This is a genomic window from Streptococcus sp. 2022WUSS083, assembly GCF_044427155.1.
Classification (GTDB): Bacteria; Bacillota; Bacilli; order Lactobacillales; family Streptococcaceae; genus Streptococcus; species Streptococcus hashimotonensis.
The window spans coordinates 89,766-112,480 of record NZ_JAOTGK010000004.1 but is presented as its reverse complement, the minus strand read 5'-3'; the positions used below and the strand labels follow the sequence as shown (position 1 = coordinate 112,480).

19 protein-coding genes are annotated in these 22,715 nt (G+C 43.2%); all 19 read left to right on the top strand.

Annotation, left to right across the window (positions count from 1 at the left end; all coding sequences use genetic code 11):
• Nucleotides 1-7: 7 nt before the first annotated feature.
• The 19 genes from atpD (at nt 8) to pheT (ending at nt 22,699) form a co-directional block, all read left to right on the top strand.
• Nucleotides 8-1,414 (top strand): F0F1 ATP synthase subunit beta, encoded by a 1,407-nt coding sequence (gene atpD / locus ODU41_RS06400; protein WP_002936008.1) that lies wholly within the window; start codon nt 8-10, stop codon nt 1,412-1,414.
• A 9-nt stretch (nt 1,415-1,423) separates the two neighbouring features.
• Nucleotides 1,424-1,840 (top strand): F0F1 ATP synthase subunit epsilon, encoded by a 417-nt coding sequence (locus ODU41_RS06395; protein ID WP_002936007.1) that lies wholly within the window; start codon nt 1,424-1,426, stop codon nt 1,838-1,840.
• Nucleotides 1,841-1,845: 5 nt separating this feature from the next.
• Nucleotides 1,846-2,124 carry a DUF1146 family protein gene (locus ODU41_RS06390; protein ID WP_009910026.1) on the top strand — a complete coding sequence of 93 codons (279 nt, stop codon included), beginning with the start codon at nt 1,846-1,848 and terminating at the stop codon, nt 2,122-2,124.
• Between the two features lie 23 nt (nt 2,125-2,147).
• Nucleotides 2,148-3,431 (top strand): UDP-N-acetylglucosamine 1-carboxyvinyltransferase, encoded by a 1,284-nt coding sequence (gene murA, locus ODU41_RS06385; protein ID WP_398578787.1) that lies wholly within the window; start codon nt 2,148-2,150, stop codon nt 3,429-3,431.
• Nucleotides 3,424-3,615, top strand: coding sequence for a DNA-directed RNA polymerase subunit beta (locus ODU41_RS06380; RefSeq protein WP_012775177.1), 192 nt, complete (start codon nt 3,424-3,426; stop codon nt 3,613-3,615). The genes murA and ODU41_RS06380 overlap by 8 nt, the downstream gene beginning before the upstream one ends.
• Before the next feature lie 29 nt (nt 3,616-3,644).
• Nucleotides 3,645-4,484, top strand: a complete 840-nt coding sequence (locus ODU41_RS06375) for a DNA/RNA non-specific endonuclease (RefSeq protein WP_023369907.1) — start codon at nt 3,645-3,647, stop codon at nt 4,482-4,484.
• Between the two features lie 186 nt (nt 4,485-4,670).
• Nucleotides 4,671-6,224 (top strand): MFS transporter, encoded by a 1,554-nt coding sequence (locus ODU41_RS06370; protein WP_013730405.1) that lies wholly within the window; start codon nt 4,671-4,673, stop codon nt 6,222-6,224.
• A 55-nt stretch (nt 6,225-6,279) separates the two neighbouring features.
• A complete protein-coding gene (locus tag ODU41_RS06365; protein ID WP_398578786.1) occupies nt 6,280-7,308 on the top strand; it encodes a PfkB family carbohydrate kinase in 1,029 nt (342 codons plus the stop codon).
• 15 nt (nt 7,309-7,323) lie between these two features.
• Nucleotides 7,324-9,123, top strand: coding sequence for a beta-glucuronidase (uidA, locus tag ODU41_RS06360; protein ID WP_398578785.1), 1,800 nt, complete (start codon nt 7,324-7,326; stop codon nt 9,121-9,123).
• Between the two features lie 45 nt (nt 9,124-9,168).
• Complete coding sequence (locus ODU41_RS06355; RefSeq protein ID WP_002938037.1) at nt 9,169-9,885, top strand: FadR/GntR family transcriptional regulator; 717 nt, start codon at nt 9,169-9,171, stop codon at nt 9,883-9,885.
• Between the two features lie 122 nt (nt 9,886-10,007).
• A complete protein-coding gene (locus tag ODU41_RS06350) occupies nt 10,008-10,628 on the top strand; it encodes a bifunctional 4-hydroxy-2-oxoglutarate aldolase/2-dehydro-3-deoxy-phosphogluconate aldolase (RefSeq protein WP_023369915.1) in 621 nt (206 codons plus the stop codon).
• A gap of 1 nt (nt 10,629) precedes the next feature.
• On the top strand, nt 10,630-12,030 hold the full coding sequence (gene uxaC / locus ODU41_RS06345) for a glucuronate isomerase (RefSeq protein WP_398578784.1): 1,401 nt from the start codon (nt 10,630-10,632) through the stop codon (nt 12,028-12,030).
• Between the two features lie 13 nt (nt 12,031-12,043).
• The gene (locus ODU41_RS06340) at nt 12,044-13,144 is read left to right on the top strand and encodes a mannonate dehydratase (RefSeq protein WP_398578783.1); all 1,101 of its coding nucleotides are present in this window, start codon (nt 12,044-12,046) and stop codon (nt 13,142-13,144) included.
• A gap of 1 nt (nt 13,145) precedes the next feature.
• Nucleotides 13,146-13,985, top strand: a complete 840-nt coding sequence (locus ODU41_RS06335; RefSeq protein ID WP_023369921.1) for an SDR family oxidoreductase — start codon at nt 13,146-13,148, stop codon at nt 13,983-13,985.
• Entirely contained in the window at nt 13,985-14,785 is an 801-nt protein-coding gene (locus ODU41_RS06330) for an HAD family hydrolase (protein WP_398578782.1), read from the top strand. Before ODU41_RS06335 ends, ODU41_RS06330 begins: the two co-directional genes overlap by 1 nt.
• Nucleotides 14,786-14,831: 46 nt before the next feature.
• Complete coding sequence (locus ODU41_RS06325; protein ID WP_398578781.1) at nt 14,832-16,622, top strand: glycoside hydrolase family 3 protein; 1,791 nt, start codon at nt 14,832-14,834, stop codon at nt 16,620-16,622.
• Between the two features lie 10 nt (nt 16,623-16,632).
• A complete protein-coding gene (locus ODU41_RS06320) occupies nt 16,633-18,357 on the top strand; it encodes a glycoside hydrolase family 3 protein (RefSeq protein ID WP_398578780.1) in 1,725 nt (574 codons plus the stop codon).
• A 410-nt stretch (nt 18,358-18,767) separates the two neighbouring features.
• Nucleotides 18,768-19,811, top strand: a complete 1,044-nt coding sequence (gene pheS, locus ODU41_RS06315; protein WP_024400731.1) for a phenylalanine--tRNA ligase subunit alpha — start codon at nt 18,768-18,770, stop codon at nt 19,809-19,811.
• A gap of 488 nt (nt 19,812-20,299) precedes the next feature.
• On the top strand, nt 20,300-22,699 hold the full coding sequence (pheT, locus tag ODU41_RS06310) for a phenylalanine--tRNA ligase subunit beta (RefSeq protein WP_398578779.1): 2,400 nt from the start codon (nt 20,300-20,302) through the stop codon (nt 22,697-22,699).
• Nucleotides 22,700-22,715 lie beyond the last annotated feature (16 nt).

Below are 22,715 nucleotides of genomic sequence, written 5' to 3'. Positions count from 1 at the left end.
AAATAGAATGAGTTCAGGCAAAATTACTCAGGTTGTCGGACCAGTTGTAGACGTTGCGTTTGCAGCAGAAGATAAACTTCCTGAGATTAACAACGCACTCGTTGTATATAAAAATGATGATTCCAAACAAAAAGTCGTGCTTGAAGTGGCTTTGGAACTTGGTGATGGCGTTGTACGGACCATTGCCATGGAATCAACGGATGGATTGACACGTGGGATGGAAGTTCTCGATACAGGTCGTCCCATCTCTGTTCCAGTCGGTAAAGAAACGCTGGGTCGTGTCTTCAATGTGTTGGGAGATACCATTGACCTTGAAGAGTCTTTTCCGGCAGATTTTGAACGTGAGCCTATCCATAAGAAAGCGCCGGCTTTTGACGAATTATCTACTTCAAGCGAAATTTTGGAAACAGGGATTAAGGTTATCGACCTTCTAGCACCTTATCTAAAAGGTGGTAAGGTTGGTCTCTTCGGTGGTGCCGGTGTTGGTAAAACCGTCCTTATCCAAGAATTGATTCACAATATTGCCCAAGAACACGGTGGTATCTCTGTATTTACCGGAGTTGGCGAGCGTACCCGTGAAGGGAACGATCTTTACTGGGAAATGAAAGAATCAGGTGTTATTGAAAAAACGGCTATGGTATTTGGTCAGATGAATGAGCCACCAGGAGCTCGTATGCGTGTTGCTCTTACTGGTTTGACCATTGCGGAATACTTCCGTGATGTGGAAGGGCAGGATGTTCTTCTGTTCATCGATAATATCTTCCGTTTCACGCAGGCTGGTTCAGAAGTATCAGCCCTCTTGGGTCGTATGCCGTCAGCCGTTGGTTATCAGCCGACGCTTGCAACTGAGATGGGACAATTGCAGGAGCGTATTACCTCAACCAAGAAGGGTTCTGTTACATCTATTCAGGCTATTTACGTACCTGCCGATGACTATACAGACCCAGCTCCAGCGACAGCCTTCGCTCACTTGGATTCAACAACTAACTTGGAGCGTAAGTTGACTCAGCTGGGTATCTACCCTGCGGTGGATCCATTGGCTTCGTCATCACGTGCACTTGCTCCACAAATTGTTGGTGAAGAGCACTATGCAGTAGCTATGGAAGTAAAACGTGTCCTTCAACGTTACCAAGAATTGCAAGATATTATTGCCATTCTCGGTATGGATGAATTGTCAGATGAAGAGAAGACCTTGGTTGGTCGCGCTCGTCGTATCCAATTCTTCCTCTCTCAAAACTTCAACGTTGCGGAGCAATTTACAGGTATGCCAGGTTCTTATGTGCCAGTAGCTGAAACGGTGAAAGGCTTTAAGGAAATCTTGGACGGCAAACACGACCATCTACCAGAAGATGCCTTCCGAAATGTTGGTTCAATTGAGGATGTGGTCGCTAAAGCTGCTAAAATGAAATTCTAGAGGTGGCTTATGGGACAAATGACTGTACAAATCGTAACACCAGACGGTATCAAATATGACCATCATGCAGCATTTGTTTTGGTCAAAACGGTTGATGGTGAGATGGGTGTCTATTCTGGACATGAAGAACTGATTGCAGTTTTGGAAATCGGTGAAATGAAAGTGCGTCGTGTTGATGATGAAAACCATGTAGACTGGATTGCGGTCAATGGTGGAATCATTGAAGTCAACAAGGATATTATTACGGTCATTTCTGATTCCGCTGAGCGGGAACGGGATATTGATATTAGTCGTGCAGAACGTGCGAAATTACGCGCAGAACGTGAATTGGAAGAAGCACAGACTGCTCGTAATATTGATATGGAGATGCGTGCAACAGTCGCCCTCCAACGTGCGATAAATCGTATTCGTGTTGGGAAACATTAATCTATATGGGATTGAACTTGGTTCAGTTCCATTTTTTAATTTCATGGTATAATGGAAACATGGTAATTTCAATTTTACAGTTTTTTAGTCATATATTGTTTATCTATTTGGCTCATCATCTCTTGGTTACAACAGTTGATTGGTCGCGGTGGTTGAAGGTGACTGGGGACAATCAGCGTAAAATCAATTTGCTGATTCTCTTTCTGGCAATAGCACTGGGGTACTTAGTCTCGACTTTCTTTTTAGAATTGTTGATGGTGGGACGCTCTTTTGCAAATATGTGATTTAAGTAAGAAAAGGATAAGAAATGGATACAATTATTGTTACAGGTAGTAAAAACGGTTTGAAGGGACAGGTTGAGATTGAGGGGGCGAAGAATGCCGTTCTGCCTTTATTGGCAGCAACAGTTCTAGCAAGTCAAGGGCAAACCAAATTGACTCAGGTTCCTATTTTGTCTGATGTCTATACAATGAATAATGTTGTACGTGGTCTGGGAGTTCGTGTGAAATTTGACGAGGAAACAAAGACTATCGATATTGATGCAACAGGTAAACTTGGTAGCGAAACTCCTTATAAGTATGTGAGTCAAATGCGCGCCTCTATTGTTATTCTTGGTCCGATTTTGGCACGCAATGGTTATGCTAAGGTTTCTATGCCAGGAGGTTGTACAATTGGTAGTCGTCCAATTGATTTGCACTTAAAAGGTTTGCAAGCTATGGGGGCTAAAATTAAACAACGCGCTGGTTATATTGAAGCGAGTGCAGAGAACTTGCAGGGAGCTCATATCTATCTTGATTTCCCAAGTGTTGGGGCAACGCAAAATTTGATGATGGCTGCAACTCTGGCGCAGGGTACAACGGTATTGGAAAATGCTGCGCGAGAACCTGAAATTGTTGACTTGGCTATTTTCATAAACAAAATGGGGGCAAAAGTTAAGGGGGCAGGTACAGAGACGATTGCGATTACTGGTGTAGAAGAATTGACTGGCGCAGAACATCAAGTGGTGCAAGATCGTATCGAAGCGGGTACCTTTATGGTGGCAGCGGCAATGACTGGTGGCGATGTCTTGGTCAAGGATGCTGTCTGGGAGCACAACCGTCCACTCATTTCTAAGATGTTGGAAATGGGAGTTGAGGTGACGGAAGAAGCTGAAGGGATTCGAGTTCGTTCGCAAGTGGATAAGCTTAAACCTGTAACAGTAAAAACTTTGCCACACCCAGGCTTCCCAACGGATATGCAAGCTCAATTTACAGCTCTAATGGCAGTTGCAAAGGGTGAATCTACCATGATTGAAACGGTATTTGAGAATCGTTTCCAGCATTTGGAAGAAATGCGTCGGATGGATTTGCATTCGGAAATTTTACGAGATACAGCTATCATCACGGGAGGACTTGCTCTGCAAGGTGCTCAGGTTATGTCTACTGATTTACGAGCAAGTGCCGCTTTGATTCTGGCTGGTTTGGTTGCTGAAGGTGAGACGATTGTAGGTAAATTAACGCACTTAGATCGAGGTTACTATCGTTTTCATGAGAAATTAGCTGCTTTAGGTGCAACGATTGAACGTGTGAGTGGAGAAGATGAAAATGGATAAGGATAATCTTAGCTATGTTGGTAAAAATTTAATCTTAGTAGCAGTTGTTTTGTTGATTGCTATTTTGGTGTTTATTTTAGGATTAATGGTTGGTTACGGTGTCATAGGAGATGGAGACAATGTATTTGCGGTGTTGTCACCAGCTAAGTGGCAAGAACTAATCGGTAAATTTACAGGAAAGTAGGCTGGACCTGCTTTTTTGATGGAGAGAAAATGGCGAAGAAAAATGTAAAAAAACAAGCAATGAGTCTGCTCAGCTTATTGGCTACGATTGTTGTAGTAGCGGGGGGTTATCTTTTAAGTGATAACAAGAGCAGTAACGTTGCTGATTATTCCTATTATGTCAATCAGTCTAAGGCAAGTGAAGGCACACCTAGTCAGGAACTGGCTAGTTCGGTATTGACAGAAGATGTAAAAAAGCAACTGGGGAATTCGATTGAATGGAATGGTGCTGGAGCATTTATTATTAACGGTAATCAAACGGATTTAGATGCATCGGTTGCCAGTGTTCCTTATGGTGATAATAAGACAAAAACTGTCCAGGGAGAGACGGTTCCAACCGTAGCCAATGCGCTTTTAGCTAAATCTACACGTCAGTATAAGGATCGTGAAGAAACAGGAAATGGTCGGACTTCTTGGACACCTGCGGGTTGGCATCAGATCCATGATTTAACTGGAGAATATGACCATGCAGTGGACCGTGGTCACCTCCTAGGTTATGCTTTGATTGGTGGATTGTCTGGCTTCGATGCTTCAACCAGCAATCCTAAGAATATTGCAGTTCAAACAGCTTGGTCCAACCAAGCTAACGACCAAACTTCAACTGGGCAGAATTATTTTGAAAGTCAGATTCGGCGGGCCTTGGATAAAAATAAGCGTGTCCGCTATCGTGTGACCTTGGTGTATGCTGAGAGTGAAGACCTTGTTCCTGTCGGAAGTCATCTAGAGGCAAAAGCAGCAGATGGTAGCCTAGAGTTCAATGTGTTCGTTCCAAATGTGCAGAGTGGTCTCAGTATCAACTATCATAGTGGGGAAATTGCAGTAAATCAATAAATAGTCAGACGAATTCTTCCTCGCTAAATCAAATATATCAGACGATTTTCACGTGAAATCGTCTTTTTTTGCGTATAATTAAAAATATTTACAAAAACAGTTGACAAATCATCTGACGAATATTAGAATATAGTTAAAGAAAACGCTTACGACTTTGTCGTAGAAAACATTTAGGAGGAATTTCCAATGGAAAAACATGTTGAGCAACGTGTCGAAGACGTTACTTATAACAAAGCCAAGTTATGGCAAATCATATTATTTGCGATGAACAATTCATCGACGAATATTTACTTGGTTGCTTTTACTTTCGTGACTTATTTATCGACAGGTGTGCTTGGTCTTGCAGCCCTGTTTGTTAGTCAACTCATGGGCTATATTCGTATCTTTGATGGTTTCATTGATCCTACAATCGGAGTTATCATTGATAAAACGGATACTAAGTTTGGTAAATATCGTCCTATCTTGGTTTTGGGGAATATCATTACAGCAGCTTCTCTTTTTATGATGTTAGGTTTAAGTGGAGTTAATGAGAGTCTCCGTCTTCCTCTATTCATCCTTGTTTTGATTATCCATAAAATTGGATATTCACTTCAACAGACAATCACAAAAGCAGGACAAGTTGCGCTTACCAATGATCCAAAGCAACGTCCAATCTTTAATATTGTTGATGGTATTGCGACAACTGTGTTGATGACTGGTAGTCAGGTTGTTGTGTCAGGGACATTGGTTCCGAAACATGGCGGTTTCACTCCAAGTTTCTTCCAAGAATTGTTCCTCGGTGTAGTAGTAATTTCAGCTGTTCTGGGTATTCTTGCTATTATCGGTATTTGGGAGAAAGACAATAAGAAATACTTTGGTCTTGGTGAGAAGACACAAGAAACTAAGTTGAAAGACTACTGGAAAGTTATCAAAGGAAACAAACCTTTGCAGGTTCTTTCAATCTCTGCAGCTTTTGTAAAATTTGTTGCTCAACTGTTTGGAGATTCCGTTATCGGGGTTATGCTGTATGGTATTATCTTCGGTGACTATGCTCTTTCTGGAAAAATGTCTATGCTTTTGATTTTGCCAGGTATTCTTGTAACAGTTGGTGCTGCGCAATTGGCTCGTCGTAAAGGTTTACGTTTTGCCTATATTACAGCGCTTCAACTTGGGATTGCTGGTCTTGTGATCTTGGCAGCGATGCTCTTTTCAGCTAAACCAGGTATGTTGGATTTGACAAATTGGAATCTCTACACAATCGGCTTCTTTGTTGTTTATATCGTTGCTCGCTACGCATCTAGTGCTCCATCTGGTTTGGTATTGACCATGGGTGCGGATATTACAGACTATGAAACTTCAGTATCTGGTCGTTACTTGTCAGGTATGATTGGGACTATCTTCTCATTGACAGACTCAATTGCTTCTTCATTTGCCCCAATGGTTGTTGGATTTGTATTAGCAGGTATCGGTTTTGGTAAAGAGTACCCAACCGTTGAAACAGCATTCTCAACAGATTTGAGAATGGCACTGATTGTCCTATTGACAGTGATTCCAGCAGCGGTATTGAGTGTATCCTTGTTCTTGATGAAATTCTACAAACTAGACCGTGAAGAAATGGCACGTATTCAAGAGAAAATCCATGTTATGAAAGCGGCAAAAGATGAGGAGCGTGTGCGTGCAATTGCGAAAAATGTTCCATTATCTGATATGGATTATGTAGATGTAACTCAATATAAGGTTGACCAATACGACGATAAATAATACAATAACGACCTAGTTGGAGGAGTCCAGCTGGGTCTTTCATCTAGGAGGCGGTATGAAAAAAATCTTAGCATTTGGAGAAGTTTTGTTGCGGCTATCTCCTCCTCATTATCAGACTTTAACACAGGCTACCAGTTTAGATTGTCAGTTTGGTGGTTCGGAGTTGAATGTCTTAGCCAGCTTGGCTCAGCTGGGGCATTCAGTTGAGTTGGTGACGGCACTTCCTGAAAATGAAGTGGGAAAGATGGCAGAACACTTTCTCTTTGCACGGCAGATTGGACAGAAGCATCTGATTCGAAAAAAAGGAAGGCTGGGGCTTTATTATTATCAAAAGGGTTTCTCTCTTAGACCTAGCCAGGTGACCTACGACCGTGATTATTCTGCTTTCAGCTTATCTAAGGAAGAAGATTATGATTTGGAAGGTATGTTTGACGGTGTCGATTGGTTTCATGTCAGTGGTATAACGGTCGCTTTGAATCCAGATATTTATCGCCTAGCTTTTCGCTTAATGGAGATAGCAAAGGCGCAGGGTGTCAAGGTTTCCTTTGACTTGAATTATCGAGAAAGTTTGTGGTCTTCTTTTGAAGAAGCGAGGGAGAAATTATCTCCTTTTGTAGGTTTAGCAGATATTTGCTTTGGTCTAGAGCCTATTCAACTCTTCAATGAATCTGGAAAAGATATGAAGGATGAATTGGGGCTGAAGCGCCCTTATAAAAATAAAGAAGTCTTGTTGGCGGTGGTTAAAGGTCTGGCGGAGACTTATTCTTTGCAGGGTCTTGCTTTTACCCAGAGGGAAATGACCTACAATAATGAATATTTGTTGAAGGCATACTTGTATCAAGATGGTATGCTTTATGAAACGGAAAAAGAATCCATTCAAGTTTTGGACCGAGTTGGGACAGGGGATGCCTTTACAGCAGGAATTATTTTGGGCTATTTGCAGGAAAAAACGCCACAGGAAATAGTCGACTTGGGGATGGCTAGTTTTCAATTCAAACATACCATTGAAGGGGACATTAATGTCATCAGTCAATCAGATATTGATTTGTTATTGAAAAAAGGGTCACGTGAAATAAAACGATAGAAAGAAGGAAAAAGTATGTTGTATCCAATTCAAACAAAAACTCGCTCAGTCTATTCCTTAAATGGAATATGGAAATTTAAGCAAGGACAAAATGATGCTCATACTCTGTTAGATACAGATGAAGTAATGGTTGTACCAAGTTCTTTTAATGATCTTGTTGTTGATAAGGACAAACGTCGTTTTGTCGGAGATAATTGGTATGAACTGATGGTAGCTCTTCCAGTAGTAGCTGATGATGAAGAGTTGGTTGTGTGTTTTGGTTCGGTGACACATCAGGCCAAAGTCTATGCAGATGGTCATTTAATCGGGGAACACAAGGGCGGTTTTACCCCTTTTGAATGCTTGATTCCATCAAACTTATACGATGCTGACCAATTCCGATTGACGGTTTGTGCCAATAATGAACTAAATTATACAACCCTTCCAGTAGGGAATTATAGTGAAGAGGTGGATGAGAATGGTCAAATTGTGAAGACCGTCAAGGAAAATTTTGACTTTTTCAACTATGCTGGTATCCAGCGGACAGTTCATCTCTATAAACGTCCAAAAAATAGGATTGAGGATATTGTTATTCGGACGGAGCTAAATCAAGATTTGACTCAGGCGGTAGTGAATGTTGATGTGAAGACGGTTGGGCAGTACGATTCCATCCGTATGTCTATTTTAGATCAAGAGGGACAGGAAGTAGGTCTTCTTGAAAATGGACAAATGGTCATTGAACATCCACGCCTTTGGGAGGTCTTGGATGCCTATCTCTATACTGCTAAAGTTGAATTATTTGACGGAGAAAACTTGCTAGATACCTACTCAGAACAATTCGGTATTCGTAGTGTTGCGGTTGAAAATGGGCAGTTTTTCATCAATGGAAAACCTTTCTATTTCAAGGGATTTGGTAAACATGAAGATACCTTCATCAATGGGCGAGGTTTCAATGAAGCAGCTAATCTGATGGATTTGAATTTGCTTAAAGATATTGGAGCAAATTCCTTTAGGACATCTCATTATCCCTATTCTGAGGAAATGATGCGGCTGGCAGATCGTTTGGGAATTGTCATCCTTGATGAAGTGCCAGCAGTTGGCCTATTCCAGCTTTTCAATGCAGCCTTGAATTTGACAGATGATTCTGAAGAAGCAAAAAATACTTGGGAAGTTATGCAAACCAAGGAGGCTCATGAGCTGGTGATTGATGAATTGATAGCGCGTGATAAGAATCATCCTTCTGTAGTGATGTGGGTTGTTGCCAATGAACCGGCAGGGCATGAAAAGGGAGCACGTGCTTACTTTGAACCTCTGATTCAGCGCATGAGGGACAGAGATCCGTCTAAGCGTCCTGTGACCTTGGTCAATATTATGACAGCAACGCCTGATAAGGATGAGGTTATGGATTTGGTCGATGTTGCCTGTCTCAATCGTTACTATGGTTGGTATGTTGCTCATGGTGACTTGAAGGCGGCAGAGAAAGGGCTCCGTCAAGAGTTGGAGACTTGGCAAAAACTTTATCCTGACAAGCCAATTTTGATTACGGAATATGGTGCAGATACTCTTCCAGGTTTGCATTCGATGTGGGATATTCCTTATACAGAGGAATTTCAGGTGGATTACTACGATATGAACCATCGCGTCTTTGATTCTATTCCTAATTTAGTGGGTGAGCAGGTATGGAATTTTGCTGATTTTGAAACTACAGTCGGTATCATTCGCATTCAAGGAAATCACAAAGGATTATTCTCAAGAAATAGACAACCCAAGCAAATTGTAAGAGAAATCAAGAAACGTTGGACTGCCATTCCAAACTACCATTATAAGAGGAAATGAGCTATAATAGTAGCAAATAGAAAGTTGTATTGGAGGACCAAGCACATGGCGAAACCCTTGGTAGAAAAAGCATCAGAGCGCTTATTGGAATTGATTTTGGAAAGAGGATATGAAGTTGGTGATAAGCTTCCAAATGAGTATGAATTGGCCCAAGATTTAGAAGTTGGACGTTCGACTGTTCGTGAAGCTGTGCGAAGTTTGGCTACTCGAAATATTCTGGAGGTGCGCCAAGGGTCGGGAACCTATATCAGCTCTAAAAAAGGAGTATCAGAGGATCCCCTAGGTTTTTCTTTAGTAAGAGACCGTGTGAAGTTGACGACAGATTTGTTTGAAGTGCGGTATTTGCTTGAACCGAGAATTGCGGAGCGTGTCGCTCAGTTTGCTTCGGACGAAGACATTGCTCGACTAGAAGAAATTGTCCTTGCTATTGAAGAGGCCGTTGCTGCTGGAGACACGAAGCATCTGGAGTTGGATGTGAAATTCCACTGTATGCTGGCTGAGATGAGTGGGAATCTGGCTATGACAAGTCTCATGCCAGTCATTAATCAATCTATTCATCTAATCAATGAAAACTATTCAAATCGTCAGATGAAATCGGATAGTTTACAGGCCCACAGGAACATCTTAATGGCTATCAAGCAACGTCACCCTGTTGCAGCATATGATAGCATGTTAGCACATATCATTTCAGTAAGACAGGTTGTTTTAAGCGAATGGTTCGATAAAGATATGACCTTGCATGGTCTCAACGATCATAAATAGAAATAAAAAATAGACAGCCCAGAAGAATTCTTCTGGGTATTTTTTGCTTTTTTATTGACAAATCATCTGATGAATTGTATACTATAGCTATAAATGACAACGCTTTCTAATTGGAGGTCAAGATGTTAAAGCAATTAAAAGAAAATTACTTTTTTGCAGTGATTCGCGGAAAAGATGAAGAAGATGCGAAAGAAATCGCCCGCCATGCGATTTTGGGAGGTATTCGAAATATTGAAATTACATTTTCGACTCCAAATGCAGCGACAGTTATCAAAGAATTACAAGAGGAGTTCTCAGATGATTCATCCGTAGTCATTGGGGCGGGAACAGTGATGAATCTTAAGCTGGCACAAGCGGCCATTGATGCAGGTGCTAGTTTCCTGGTTAGTCCTCATTTTGATAAAGAAATTCAAGACTTGGCGCAAGAGGCTGAGGTATTCTACTTCCCAGGCTGTGCAACTGCAACAGAGATTGTCACAGCTAGTCAGGCGGGATGTCCTATTATCAAGCTTTTCCCTGGTGGTGTCTTGGGGCCTGGATTTATCAAGGATATTCACGGACCAGTGCCCCAAGTGGATTTGATGCCTTCTGGTGGCGTATCGGTTGAAAATGTTGCAGATTGGAAAAAGGCAGGTGCTTGTGCTGTTGGAGTCGGTTCGGCTCTGGCAAGTCGAGTGCAGGCTGAAGGCTATGAAAGTGTAACGACGATTGCTCGCAGTTTTGTTGCAGCTTTGGAGGGATGAAATGAGTTTTAATGACAAAAACTTTATGCTAAAAAACGAGCCTGCTAAGGAGCTTTACGGGAAAATAGCAGAGCTTCCTATCTATGATTTCCATTGTCATCTGGATCCGAAGGAAATTTTTGAAGATAAGGTTTATGAAGATATTGTTGATCTGTGGCTGGGGGGTGACCATTATAAGTGGCGCTTGATGCGGGCTAATGGTATCTCAGAAGAAGAAATCACAGGTTCAGCAAGTAAACTAGATAAGTTTAAAGCCTGGGCAAGGACCTTGGAACGGGCTTTCGGAAATCCTCTCTATCATTGGAGCCATTTGGAATTGCGACAGGTTTTCGGTGTTGAGGAATTGTTGACCGAAGAAAATGCAGAGCGACTCTATCAGCAGCTCAATGCTTATTTGCAAGAACATCAAGTTAGTCCACGGAAGCTGATTGCGGATGCTAGGGTGACCTTTATTGGGACAACTGACCATCCTCTTGATAGCTTGGAATGGCATAAGCGCTTGGCTGAGGACTCAACTATAGATACTGTAGTGGCACCGACTTTCCGCCCAGATGAAGCCTTTATAGAACATCGAAATTTCAATCCATTTATTAAACGCTTGGAGGAAGTAACAGGGGTAACAGTAAGAGATTTTGCAAGTTTTGTAGAGGCACTTGGTCAGCGTGTTTCCTATTTTGCTCAACACGGTTGCCGAGCAAGTGACATCAGTTTTACGGCTATTTCATACGAAGAAGCAAGCCTTGAAGAGCTTGATGATATTTTACTAGCAAGACTTGCAGGTAAAGAGGCTGGTCAATCCAGTATCAATAAATGGCAGACTGCCATCTTTAGAGAATTGTGCCGATTGTACAAGAAACATGGCTTTGTGACACAAGTTCACTTTGGTGCCTTACGGAACAACCATACCGGACTGTTTGAAAAACTTGGAGCAGATGTAGGTGTGGATTCAATTGGAGACCAGACATGTCTGACTGTGAATTTGAATCGTTTGTTAGATAACTTGGTCAAGGAAAATGCCCTTCCAAAAATGATTTGGTACAATCTCAATCCAAGTTACAACATTGCTCTAGCCAATACTTTGGCGAATTTCCAGTCCAATGAGGAAGGGCTTCGTAGTCAGCTACAATTTGGTGCTGGTTGGTGGTTCAATGATACCAAGTTGGGCATGATTGACCAGATGAATGCCTATGCAGAACAGGGTATGCTTGCTAATTTTGTTGGTATGTTGACAGACTCGCGTAGCTTTTTATCTTATCAACGGCATGATTATTTCAGACGCATTTTAGCGACTTATGTCGGCCAATGGATTGTTGATGAAGAAGTGCCTGAAGATTACAATCGTTTAGGCCAGCTTGTAGAAGCCATATCCTATTACAATGCCAAAGAATTTTTTGAACAATAAAGGAGAGTAAATCATGAAAATGTCATTTCGATGGTATGGGAAAAAGGATCCTGTGACACTTGAAGAGATTAAGGCAATTCCTGGTATGCAGGGAATTGTGACAGCTGTCTATGATGTGCCAGTTGGTCAAGCTTGGCCCCTTGAAAACCTTCTAGAGCTGAAAAAAATGGTAGAAGAGGCAGGACTTGAAATTACGGTTATTGAATCCATTCCTGTTCATGAAGACATCAAACAAGGGAAGCCAAATCGTGATGCCTTAATCGAAAACTATAAGACTTCCATCCGTAATGTAGGGGCTGCAGGTATTCCAGTTGTATGCTATAATTTCATGCCTGTGTTTGACTGGACACGCTCAGATCTACACCATCCACTTCCAGATGGTTCAACCTCTTTAGCTTTTCTTAAATCTGATTTAGCAGGTGTTGATCCTGTGGCGGATGATTTGAACTTACCAGGTTGGGATTCGTCCTATTCCAAGGAAGAAATGAAGGCTATTATTGAAAATTATCGTCAGAATATTTCCGAAGAAGATTTATGGGCGAATTTGGAGTATTTTATCAAAGCAATTCTACCAACAGCTGAGAAGGCTGGCGTCAAAATGGCCATTCACCCTGATGACCCTCCGTATGGAATTTTCGGATTGCCACGTATTATTACTGGTCAAGAAGCCGTTGAACGATTTTTGAATCTCTATGATTCAGAGTACAATGGAATTACCATGTGTGTCGGATCCTATGCTTCTGATCCGAAAAATGATGTCCTTGCCATGACAGAATACGCTCTCAAACGCAATCGCATCAATTTTATGCATACGCGCAATGTGACGGCAGGTGCTTGGGGCTTCCAAGAAACAGCACATTTGTCACAGGCTGGTGACATTGACATGAATGCTGTTGTTAAATTATTGGTGGACTATGACTGGGCTGGAGCCTTACGTCCAGACCACGGTCGTCGTATCTGGGGAGACCAGACCAAGACACCTGGTTATGGTCTGTATGACCGTGCACTTGGGGCAACCTACTTTAACGGTCTCTATGAAGCCAATATGCGAGCAGCGGGTAAGACACCAGATTTTGGAATTAAAGTAAAAACAGTCGGAAATAAGGAGAGCTAGTATGACACGTGTTATTGAGTTTAAGGACAAGGTTGTTGTTATTACAGGAGCAGGTGGTGTTCTTTGTGGCTATTTGGCAAAAGAATTTGCTAAGGCAGGTGCAAAGGTTGCGCTTTTGGACTTGAATGAGGCTGCGGCTCAGGTCTTCGTTGATGAGATTGCAGCAGCAGGAGGCGTTGCGAAAGCCTATAAATCTAACGTTCTTTCTAAGGAAAATTTGGAAGAAGTTCGCCAGCAAGTCCTAGCAGATTTTGGTCCTGTAGATATATTAATCAATGGTGCAGGAGGCAATAATCCCAAAGCGACAACGGACAATGAATTCCATGAGATTGGACTACCAGCTGAGACCAAAACTTTCTTCGACTTGGATGAGGCCGGTATCAACTTTGTTTTCAATTTGAACTATTTGGGAACCTTATTGCCAACACAGGTCTTTGCCCAGGATATGATTGGTCGCTCGGGAGCAAATATTATCAATATTTCCAGCATGAATGCCTTTACTCCTTTGACAAAAATTCCAGCCTATTCAGGTGCCAAGGCTGCTATTAGTAATTTTACCCAATGGTTGGCAGTCCATTTTTCAAAAGTTGGCATCCGCTGTAATGCAATTGCGCCTGGATTCTTGGTTACCAACCAAAACCGTGGCTTGCTATTTGACGAGTCAGGTCAACCGACCGCACGTGCCAACAAGATTTTGACCAATACACCAATGGGACGGTTTGGTGAAGCGGAAGAGCTAGTCGGAGGGGTCTTCTTCTTGGCAGATGAGAATTTGGCAAGTTTTGTCAACGGTGTTGTTTTACCGATTGACGGTGGCTTCTCAGCCTATTCAGGAGTCTAATGATGAAGATGGAATACGTATTTTGTGTGGACTCTGATGGCTGCGCCATGGACACCATGACCTACAAACATAAACGCTTTTTCGGCCCCTTGGCTGCGGAAGTTTTTGGTGTTGAAGATAAAGAACCATTTTTAGCTGAATGGAATCGAGTTAATCTCTACTCACGAGAACGTGGCATTAACCGTTTTGTTGGCTTAGTTAAAGGCCTAGAATTTGCAGGTGTGACTGGTATAGACAACTTGAAAAATTGGGTCGCGACCACAGATTCTTTGTCAAATGCTTCTCTGGAAAGATTGATAGAGGAGCAGCCGTCAAAAGACTTGGAATTAGCCTTAAAATGGTCCACTCAAGTCAATCAAGCCATTAAGCATTATAGCGGTCCTGTTTTAGCCTTCATCGGCGTTCACAAGGGCTTGGAAAAATTGAGCCAGTTAGGAAAAGTCTACGTGGTTTCTTCTGCTAATAAGGAAGCAGTAGAAGAAGAGTGGACAGACCAGGGTTTGATGGCCTTTGTTACAGAATTGTACTGTCAAGACCGTGGCAAGAAAGAAGATGTCATTAAACTGTTAATAGAGGAAGGGTATTGTCCTGATAAGATTATGATGATTGGTGACTCGCCTGGTGATTTGAAGGCGGCGGAATTGAACGGTGTCCATTTCTATCCTATTTTAGTAGGACGAGAGATGCAATCTTGGGCAGATTTGACAGAAACGATTGCAGATGAATTTGCTCATCAAGCATTCACAGATGAGAAAGAAACAGAATTGATACAGGCATTTTGGAATAATTTAGACGACTAGAGAAGGGCTAGAGGCGCTATGCCCTCTAGCTTTTTTGGAGGCAAACATGACACATTTAGTAGATTTACGGAAGAAACCTTACAGCCTTGATGAAGAGGCTATTTCTTGGATTGAAGAAACCATTGCTCAGATGACCTTGGATGAAAAAATCGGTCACCTCTTTGTCAACATGGGGAGCCAGCGGACAGAAGAATATCTGACTGGAGTATTAAATGATTATAAGATTGCTGCTGTTCGTTACAATCCTGGACCTGCTGCAGATATTTGGGAGCAAAACTATATTTTGCAGACCAAGTCTAAAATTCCTCTCTTGATTGCAGCCAATACCGAATCTGGTGGGAATGGCGCTGTTACGGACGGAACGAAAATTGGGGATGAAATCAAGATTGCTGCGACAGCCGAACCTCGCTATGCTTATGAAATGGGGAAAGTTGCAGGACTTGAAGCAGCTGCGGTAGGTTGCAATGCCTCCTTTGCACCGATTATGGACCTCAGCCGTAATTGGCGCAATCCAATCATTGCAAACCGAACATGGGGAGCTAATGTAGACCAAGTCATTGAATTATCCAAAGAATACATGCGTGGCATTATGGAGCATGGCATTGTGCCGTTTGCTAAGCACTTCCCAGGCGATGGTATTGATGAACGTGACCATCATCTCTCTTTTGCTTCGAATCCCATGACCAAATCTGAATGGATGGAAACATTTGGACGGATTTATGGTGAGATGGCTGACGCAGGTCTCCCAGGTATTATGGCGGGGCACATTCATTTGCCAAATGTTGAGAAAGAAATGCATCCCGAACGTGAATTGGATGACATGTTGCCAGCTTCGCTGAATAAAACCCTCTTGGATGAATTGCTTCGTGGAGAGTTAGGTTACAATGGTGCCATCGTCACGGATGCCAGTCACATGATCGGTATGACAGCCTCTATGCCGCGTCGTGAGCTATTGCCTACAGCTATTGAGGCAGGATGTGATCTTTTCCTTTTCTTCAATGATCCAGAAGAAGATTTGCAATGGATGAAAGAAGGATTGGAAAATGGTCTGCTTTCTGAGGAACGTCTCCATGATGCCCTTCGTCGTACCTTGGGCTTGAAAGCTAAACTCGGTCTGCATCAGTTTGAAGGTCGTCATCAGGAAATCATGTTGCCAAAAGAAGAAGCGCTGGCTTTGATTGGTAGAGATGAGGCGAAACAGCTTGCAAAAGAAGTAGCTGACAAGGCGATTACCTTGGTAAAAGCCAAACAAGAAGGAATTTTCCCCGTCAATTCAGAACGCTACAAACGTATTTTGTTGGTAGAAGTAGATGGCTATAAGGGTGGTTTTGGTGCCATGATCAATGCTGGCAAGAAGAGAGCAGCCGATACGCTGAAAGAACTATTAGAAGCTCGAGGTCACCAAGTATCTATCTGGGAAAATACGGAGGCACGGATTGCCAAATTGCCAGAAGAAGAAAGACCAGCAGCGATTGCAAATGTCTATGCTTCCAAGCGTCCAATTGCCGAAATCACAGATAACTATGATTTGATTATCAATTTAGTTGATGTCAACTCAGGAGGAACAACTCAGCGGATTATTTGGCCAGCTGCCAAGGGAACACCAGACCAGCCTTTCTATGTTCACGAAATTCCAACCATTGTTGTCTCTGTTCAGCACCCATTTGCACTTGCAGATATGCCACAGGTTGCAACCTATATCAATGCCTACGATGGCTTGCCTGTCACATTAGAAGCCTTGGTTGCTAAACTAGCAGGAGAGTCAGACTTTACAGGAGTATCGCCTGTAGATGCCTACTGTGGTTTACTAGATACACGTATTTGGCGCGGAAAATAAGGAGGAAAGAATGCCTAGATTGGTTGATTTGCGGAAGAAACCCTATTGTTTGAATGATGAGCAGATTGCCTGGGTAGAAAATACCTTGGCTCATCTGACTGATGAAGAAAAAATCGGTCAATTGTTTGTTAATCTATTCTTCTTCGGAGGGGATGCCTTTAGTGGAAACAATCTGAGTAATCAGGAATTGATGAACCGATATCACATAGGTGGTGCTCGTTATATGAATGGCCGTCCAGAACAGGTACAAGGACTGATTAACGAGTTGCAAAGCTATTCAAAAGTACCTCTCTTGGTTGCAGCGAACTGTGACTCAGGTGGAGATGGAGCTGTGAAAGGCGGAACCTATATTTCCTCAGGTGCTCAATCGGAAGCCAGTCGGGATCCTCGTATTCCCTACCTAGCAGGTCTCGTATCTGCGCGCGAGGAGACTGCATTAGGTGTAAATGTCAACTTTGATCCTTGCGTGGACATTGTTCAGAACTGGCGCAATACCATCGTCAATACCAGAGCCTACGGCACAAATGCGGATGATGTTATTGCCTATACCAGCGCCTATCTAGAAGGATTGACTGCTGAAAGAGATGTTATTCAATGTATCAAGCATTTCCCAGGAGATGGTACAGAAGAACGTGATCAGCACCTAGTCCTCGGTGTCAATGAGCTCTCTCCAGAAGAATGGGACAATAGTTTTGGTCGTGTCTATCGTCATCATATTGAAGCTGGTGTTGAGATGATTATGGCGGGTCATATAGCCTTGCCATATTACCAACAACGACTCAATCCAACTTTGAAGGATGAAGACATTTTGCCCGCAACACTGGCTCCTGAATTGATTCAAGATTTATTGAAAGAAAAACTGGAATTCAATGGCTTAGTCATAACAGATGCCAGCCACATGTTGGGGATGACAGCAGCCATGCGTCGTGAAGACTACGTACCTGCAGCCATTGCTGCGGGTTGCGATATGTTCTTATTCTTCAATAACTTAGAAGAAGATTTTGAATTTATGCTCAATGGCTACCGCAAGGGAGTGATTACTGACGAACGCCTTCATGATGCTCTCCGTCGCATTTTAGGTCTGAAAGCCAAACTCAATCTGCATATCAAGCAAGCAGAAGGAACCTTACTAAAATCAGCTGATGAATTGGCTATTATCGGCTGTGAAGAACACTTGGCTTGGCAACGTGAAGCAGCAGATAAAGCAATTACGCTGTTGAAAGATACACAGAAAAATCTTCCAATCAGTCCAGAAACCCATCGCAGAATCCGATTGTATTACCTAGAAGGTGAAAAAGAAGGGATTATGGCGGCAAGTACAGAAGTGGTTGATAACCTTAAAGCTGCCTTGGAAGCGCGTGGTTATGAAGTGACTGTCAATGATGGTACGACTCGAATCAAAGGTAAAACGCTGCAATACCGAGAAGAAGTTGATTTAGCCTTGACTGTTGCCAATGTCATTGGATATGGAGCGCAGAATAATTACCGCATCCAGTGGAAAACGGCCATGTCCAATGAAGTTCCTTGGTATGTACATGAAGTTCCAACCATTTTCGTTTCACTAAACTATACAACTCACCTTCACGATGTTACCATGGTCAAAACTGCTATCAATGCCTACCATCACAATAAAAATACTATCGAATCCTTACTTGATAAATTAGAAGGAAAAGATGCATTCTTTGGTGTGCCAAATGAGAATGTTTGGGCCAATAAATGGCAGGCAAAACTATAAGAACCTGTATCAACAGTTTAGCACTTTCATCTAAGGCTAGTTTTTTCAAAATACTATCTTTATGAGCGAAAAACTAGTTCTTATTTAAAAGTGCTTCGCTTGTAAGTACATGTTCTAAATGTAAACTCCTTTCTATCCTAGATAGAGGGAGTTTTCTAGGAAGATTTCTTGCCAAACTTTCTTATTTTTGATAGAATATTCTTAATTGAATAGAAGTCTGTGAGACTAGTACACCTATGGAAACTGTCCAGGGAGTTGAGCCGTGACTGTAAGCTCAATCAGTGAAAATTGGTCGAATTCACTCACGCAAAGACTTAGAACTAAGGTCTGCCTAGCAGATGAAAACGGATGGTACCGCGTGACAACGCTCCGATATGAGTGGTGTCATGCGTTTTTTTATTGGAGGAATTATGTCAAACATTGAACAACAGTTGGCTGAATTAAGCCAAACTACACTTGAACAATTAAAAGAAATCCAGCACCAAGGAGAAAAAGAACTACAAGACCTGCGTGTTGCGGTTTTGGGTAAAAAAGGGTCCTTGACTGACTTGTTGAAAGGCTTGAAAGACCTATCTAACGACATGAAACCAATTGTTGGTAAGCAGGTCAATGAAGTCCGTGATGTGCTGACTGCTGCCTTTGAAGAAACCGCTCAGAAGGTTGCAGCCGCAAAAATTCAACAGCAATTAGCTTCAGAAACCATTGATGTGACCTTGCCAGGTCGTCAGGTTAAGGTCGGAAAACGCCATGTCTTGACTCAGACTTCTGAAGAAATCGAAGATATTTTCTTGGGCATGGGCTTCCAAATCGTTGACGGATTTGAAGTGGAAAAAGATTACTACAACTTTGAGCGCATGAATTTGCCAAAAGACCACCCAGCACGTGATATGCAGGACACTTTCTACATCACCGAAGAAATCCTTATGCGGACCCATACCTCACCTGTTCAGGCACGGACCATGGACCAGCATGACTTCTCAAAAGGTGCCTTGAAGATGATTTCGCCAGGCCGTGTTTTCCGTCGTGATACGGACGATGCGACCCACAGCCACCAGTTCCACCAGATTGAAGGCTTGGTTGTCGGTGAAAATGTATCCATGGGTGATCTCAAAGGTACGCTTGAAATGATCATCAAGAAAATGTTTGGTGAAGAGCGTCAAATTCGCCTCCGTCCATCATACTTCCCATTCACCGAGCCTTCTGTTGAGGTGGATGTTTCCTGCTTCAAGTGCGGTGGTGACGGCTGTAACGTATGTAAGAAAACAGGCTGGATTGAAATCCTCGGTGCCGGCATGGTCCACCCACAAGTATTGGAAATGAGCGGCATTGACTCAACCAAGTACTCTGGCTTTGCCTTCGGTCTCGGTCAGGAACGCATTGCCATGCTCCGTTACGGTATCAACGATATTCGTGGATTCTATCAAGGCGATGTACGATTCTCGGAGCAATTTTAACGTAGCACTACTTAAGGCTGATAAAGTCAGCTCTTAAGTAGACGGGAATCGCTATTCTGCGACTTCCCTAGCTACCTTACTAGGATTTCAAGCAAAAAATATCGTTTTGCTTGAAATCCGTCGTAATTCGATACTCATAAATGGTGCTGAAGCACCTATTTATGAGACGACAGTCGCTTTGGCGAACTGTCTAATCGTCTCACTAGCTCTAATGTTGAAAAAATATCGTTTTCAACATTAGAGCGTCGTAATCTGCTAAAGTTAGTAAATTGTTGTTTGAGAGAAACGGTAGCTGTTATAGCGGTCTACCTACTCCCCTCACTAGTTCTAATGTTGAAAAAATGTCGTTTTCAACATTAGAGCGTCGTAATCCGATAAAGTTAGTAGATTGAGAGAAGCGGTAGCTGCTCTAGCGGTCTACCTACTCCTCTCACTAGGTTTACAGTTGAAAAAGTAGTGTTTTCTAAAAAAATAAAGAAAGAAAAGTTATGTTAGTAAGTTACAAATGGTTAAAAGAACTCGTTGACTTTGATGCGACAAGCCATGACTTGTCTGAAAAAATGTCAACAACAGGGATTGAGGTAGAAGGGGTTGAGCAAAAGAGTGCTGGCCTGTCTAAGTTGGTTGTCGGTCAGGTTGTGTCTGCTGAGCCAATTCCAGATACCCACCTCAACATCTGCCAGGTCAATGTTGGTGAGGAAATCACGCAAATCGTTTGCGGTGCTCCTAATGTCAAGCCAGGAATCAAGGTGATCGCCGCTCTGCCAGGAGCTCGTATCGCTGGCAACTACAAGATCAAGAAAGGCAAAATCCGCGGAGTTGAGTCCTTGGGTATGCTCTGCTCATTGAGCGAAATCGGCGTGTCCGACTCTGTGGTGCCAAAAGTCTATGCGGACGGAATCTACCACCTGCCTGAAGATGCAGTCGTGGGTGAGCCAGTCTTTTCATATCTTGACCTCGACGATGAGATTATCGAGCTGTCTATCACGCCGAACCGTGCCGACGCCCTCTCTATGCGTGGCGTGGCTCACGAAGTGGCGGCTATCTATGACAGCAAGGTCAACTTCAAGCCTGTGACCTTGGAGGAAAGCGACAAGAAGGCCAGCGATGTGATTGAAGTGGCTATTGAATCAGACAAGGTGACTGCCTACACAGCCCGTGTCATTGAAAATGTGACTATCGCACCGAGTCCACAGTGGTTGCAAAACCTGCTCATGAACGCAGGTATCCGCCCGCTCAACAACGTGGTGGACATCACCAACTACATCTTGCTCTACTTCGGTCAGCCAATGCACGCCTTTGACTTTGACAAGTTTGACGGCAAGAAAATCGTGGCTCGCCAGGCAAGAGAGGGTGAGAACTTGGTAACGCTTGACGGCGAAGAGCGTGACTTGATTACTGATGACATCGTCATTTCCGTTGCGGACAAGGCAGTTGCCCTTGGTGGTGTCATGGGTGGTGCCAACACAGAAATTGACAACAACTCTAAGACGGTTGTGCTGGAAGCTGCCCTCTTTGACGGCAAGTCTATCCGCAAGACCTCAGGTCGCCTCAACCTTCGCTCTGAGTCCTCTTCTCGCTTTGAAAAAGGCATCAACGTAGCAACTTTGAAGGAGGCTATGGACACAGCAGCTGCTATGGTTGCAGAACTGGCTGGCGGTCAGGTCTTGTCTGGCATCGTTTCTGCGGGTAGCGTGGACACTTCTGATGTCCCAGTCACAGCGACCATTGATTATGTCAACCGCTCGCTCGGGACCAATCTTGACTATGCCCAAATCGCAGACATTTTCCGTCGTTTAGGTATGGAAACAACTGGCGATGCAAGTCAGTTTACAGTAGCAGTACCGCGTCGTCGTTGGGACATTCGCATCCCAGCAGACTTGGTAGAGGAAATCGCACGTATCTATGGCTATAATAATCTGCCGACCACTCTTCCGAAAGAGGACGGTACAGCAGGTGAGTTGACCCTGACCCAGAACATCCGTCGCCAAGTACGTAGCCTGGCAGAAGGTGCAGGTCTGACAGAAATCATTTCCTATGCCTTGACAACACCTGAAAAGGCTGTGGAGTTTGCGGCTCGTCCAACCACAGTCACCGAACTCATGTGGCCGATGACCATTGACCGCTCTGCCCTTCGTCAGAACATGGTATCTGGTATGCTGGAAACGGTAGCTTACAACGTGGCTCGTAAGAACAAGAACTTGGCCCTCTACGAAATCGGTAAAATCTTTGAACAGTCTGGCAATCCAAAAGAGGACCTGCCACAAGAAATCAATAAATTTGCCCTTGTTTTGACAGGTTTGGTAGCTGAGAAAGACTTCCAGACACCTGCTGTACCCGTTGATTTCTTCCATGCTAAAGGTATTTTGGAAGCTATCTTTGCTCATTACAAGTTGGCAGTTGACTTTGTGGCGACCAGTGAGATTGCTGCTCTGCACCCAGGTCGTACAGCTGAAATCCATTTGAATGGGGCTTTGATCGGCTTTGTCGGTCAGGTACATCCTCAAACGGCCAAGGACTACGGTATTCCTGAGACTTATGTGGCTGAAATCAATCTGGATGCGATTGAAGAAGCTCTCCAGCCTGCTCAGCCATTTACCGAAATCTCTAAATTCCCAGCGGTTAGCCGTGATATTGCCCTACTTTTGAGCAGTGATGTCAAGCATCAGGATGTCCTGGATGCCATTGCTGGTGCGGGCGTGAAACGCTTGACCAAGGTGACCCTCTTTGATGTCTATGCGGGCAATAATATTGAGGCTGGTAAGAAGTCTATGGCTTATAACCTGACCTTCCAAAATCCTACGGATAGCTTGACGGATGAAGAAGTAGCTAAGTACATGGAGAAAATTAGTAAGGCTTTGGTTGAGCTTGGAGCTGAAATCCGTTAACATGTAAATCTTGTGA

Coding starts and splice junctions, on each gene's coding strand:
- atpD (WP_002936008.1), top strand. CDS start 8: ATGAGTTCAGGCAAAATTACTCAGGTTGTCGGACCAGTTGTAGACGTT.
- ODU41_RS06395 (WP_002936007.1), top strand. CDS start 1,424: ATGGGACAAATGACTGTACAAATCGTAACACCAGACGGTATCAAATAT.
- ODU41_RS06390 (WP_009910026.1), top strand. CDS start 1,846: ATGGGATTGAACTTGGTTCAGTTCCATTTTTTAATTTCATGGTATAAT.
- murA (WP_398578787.1), top strand. CDS start 2,148: ATGGATACAATTATTGTTACAGGTAGTAAAAACGGTTTGAAGGGACAG.
- ODU41_RS06380 (WP_012775177.1), top strand. CDS start 3,424: ATGGATAAGGATAATCTTAGCTATGTTGGTAAAAATTTAATCTTAGTA.
- ODU41_RS06375 (WP_023369907.1), top strand. CDS start 3,645: ATGGCGAAGAAAAATGTAAAAAAACAAGCAATGAGTCTGCTCAGCTTA.
- ODU41_RS06370 (WP_013730405.1), top strand. CDS start 4,671: ATGGAAAAACATGTTGAGCAACGTGTCGAAGACGTTACTTATAACAAA.
- ODU41_RS06365 (WP_398578786.1), top strand. CDS start 6,280: ATGAAAAAAATCTTAGCATTTGGAGAAGTTTTGTTGCGGCTATCTCCT.
- uidA (WP_398578785.1), top strand. CDS start 7,324: ATGTTGTATCCAATTCAAACAAAAACTCGCTCAGTCTATTCCTTAAAT.
- ODU41_RS06355 (WP_002938037.1), top strand. CDS start 9,169: ATGGCGAAACCCTTGGTAGAAAAAGCATCAGAGCGCTTATTGGAATTG.
- ODU41_RS06350 (WP_023369915.1), top strand. CDS start 10,008: ATGTTAAAGCAATTAAAAGAAAATTACTTTTTTGCAGTGATTCGCGGA.
- uxaC (WP_398578784.1), top strand. CDS start 10,630: ATGAGTTTTAATGACAAAAACTTTATGCTAAAAAACGAGCCTGCTAAG.
- ODU41_RS06340 (WP_398578783.1), top strand. CDS start 12,044: ATGAAAATGTCATTTCGATGGTATGGGAAAAAGGATCCTGTGACACTT.
- ODU41_RS06335 (WP_023369921.1), top strand. CDS start 13,146: ATGACACGTGTTATTGAGTTTAAGGACAAGGTTGTTGTTATTACAGGA.
- ODU41_RS06330 (WP_398578782.1), top strand. CDS start 13,985: ATGATGAAGATGGAATACGTATTTTGTGTGGACTCTGATGGCTGCGCC.
- ODU41_RS06325 (WP_398578781.1), top strand. CDS start 14,832: ATGACACATTTAGTAGATTTACGGAAGAAACCTTACAGCCTTGATGAA.
- ODU41_RS06320 (WP_398578780.1), top strand. CDS start 16,633: ATGCCTAGATTGGTTGATTTGCGGAAGAAACCCTATTGTTTGAATGAT.
- pheS (WP_024400731.1), top strand. CDS start 18,768: ATGTCAAACATTGAACAACAGTTGGCTGAATTAAGCCAAACTACACTT.
- pheT (WP_398578779.1), top strand. CDS start 20,300: ATGTTAGTAAGTTACAAATGGTTAAAAGAACTCGTTGACTTTGATGCG.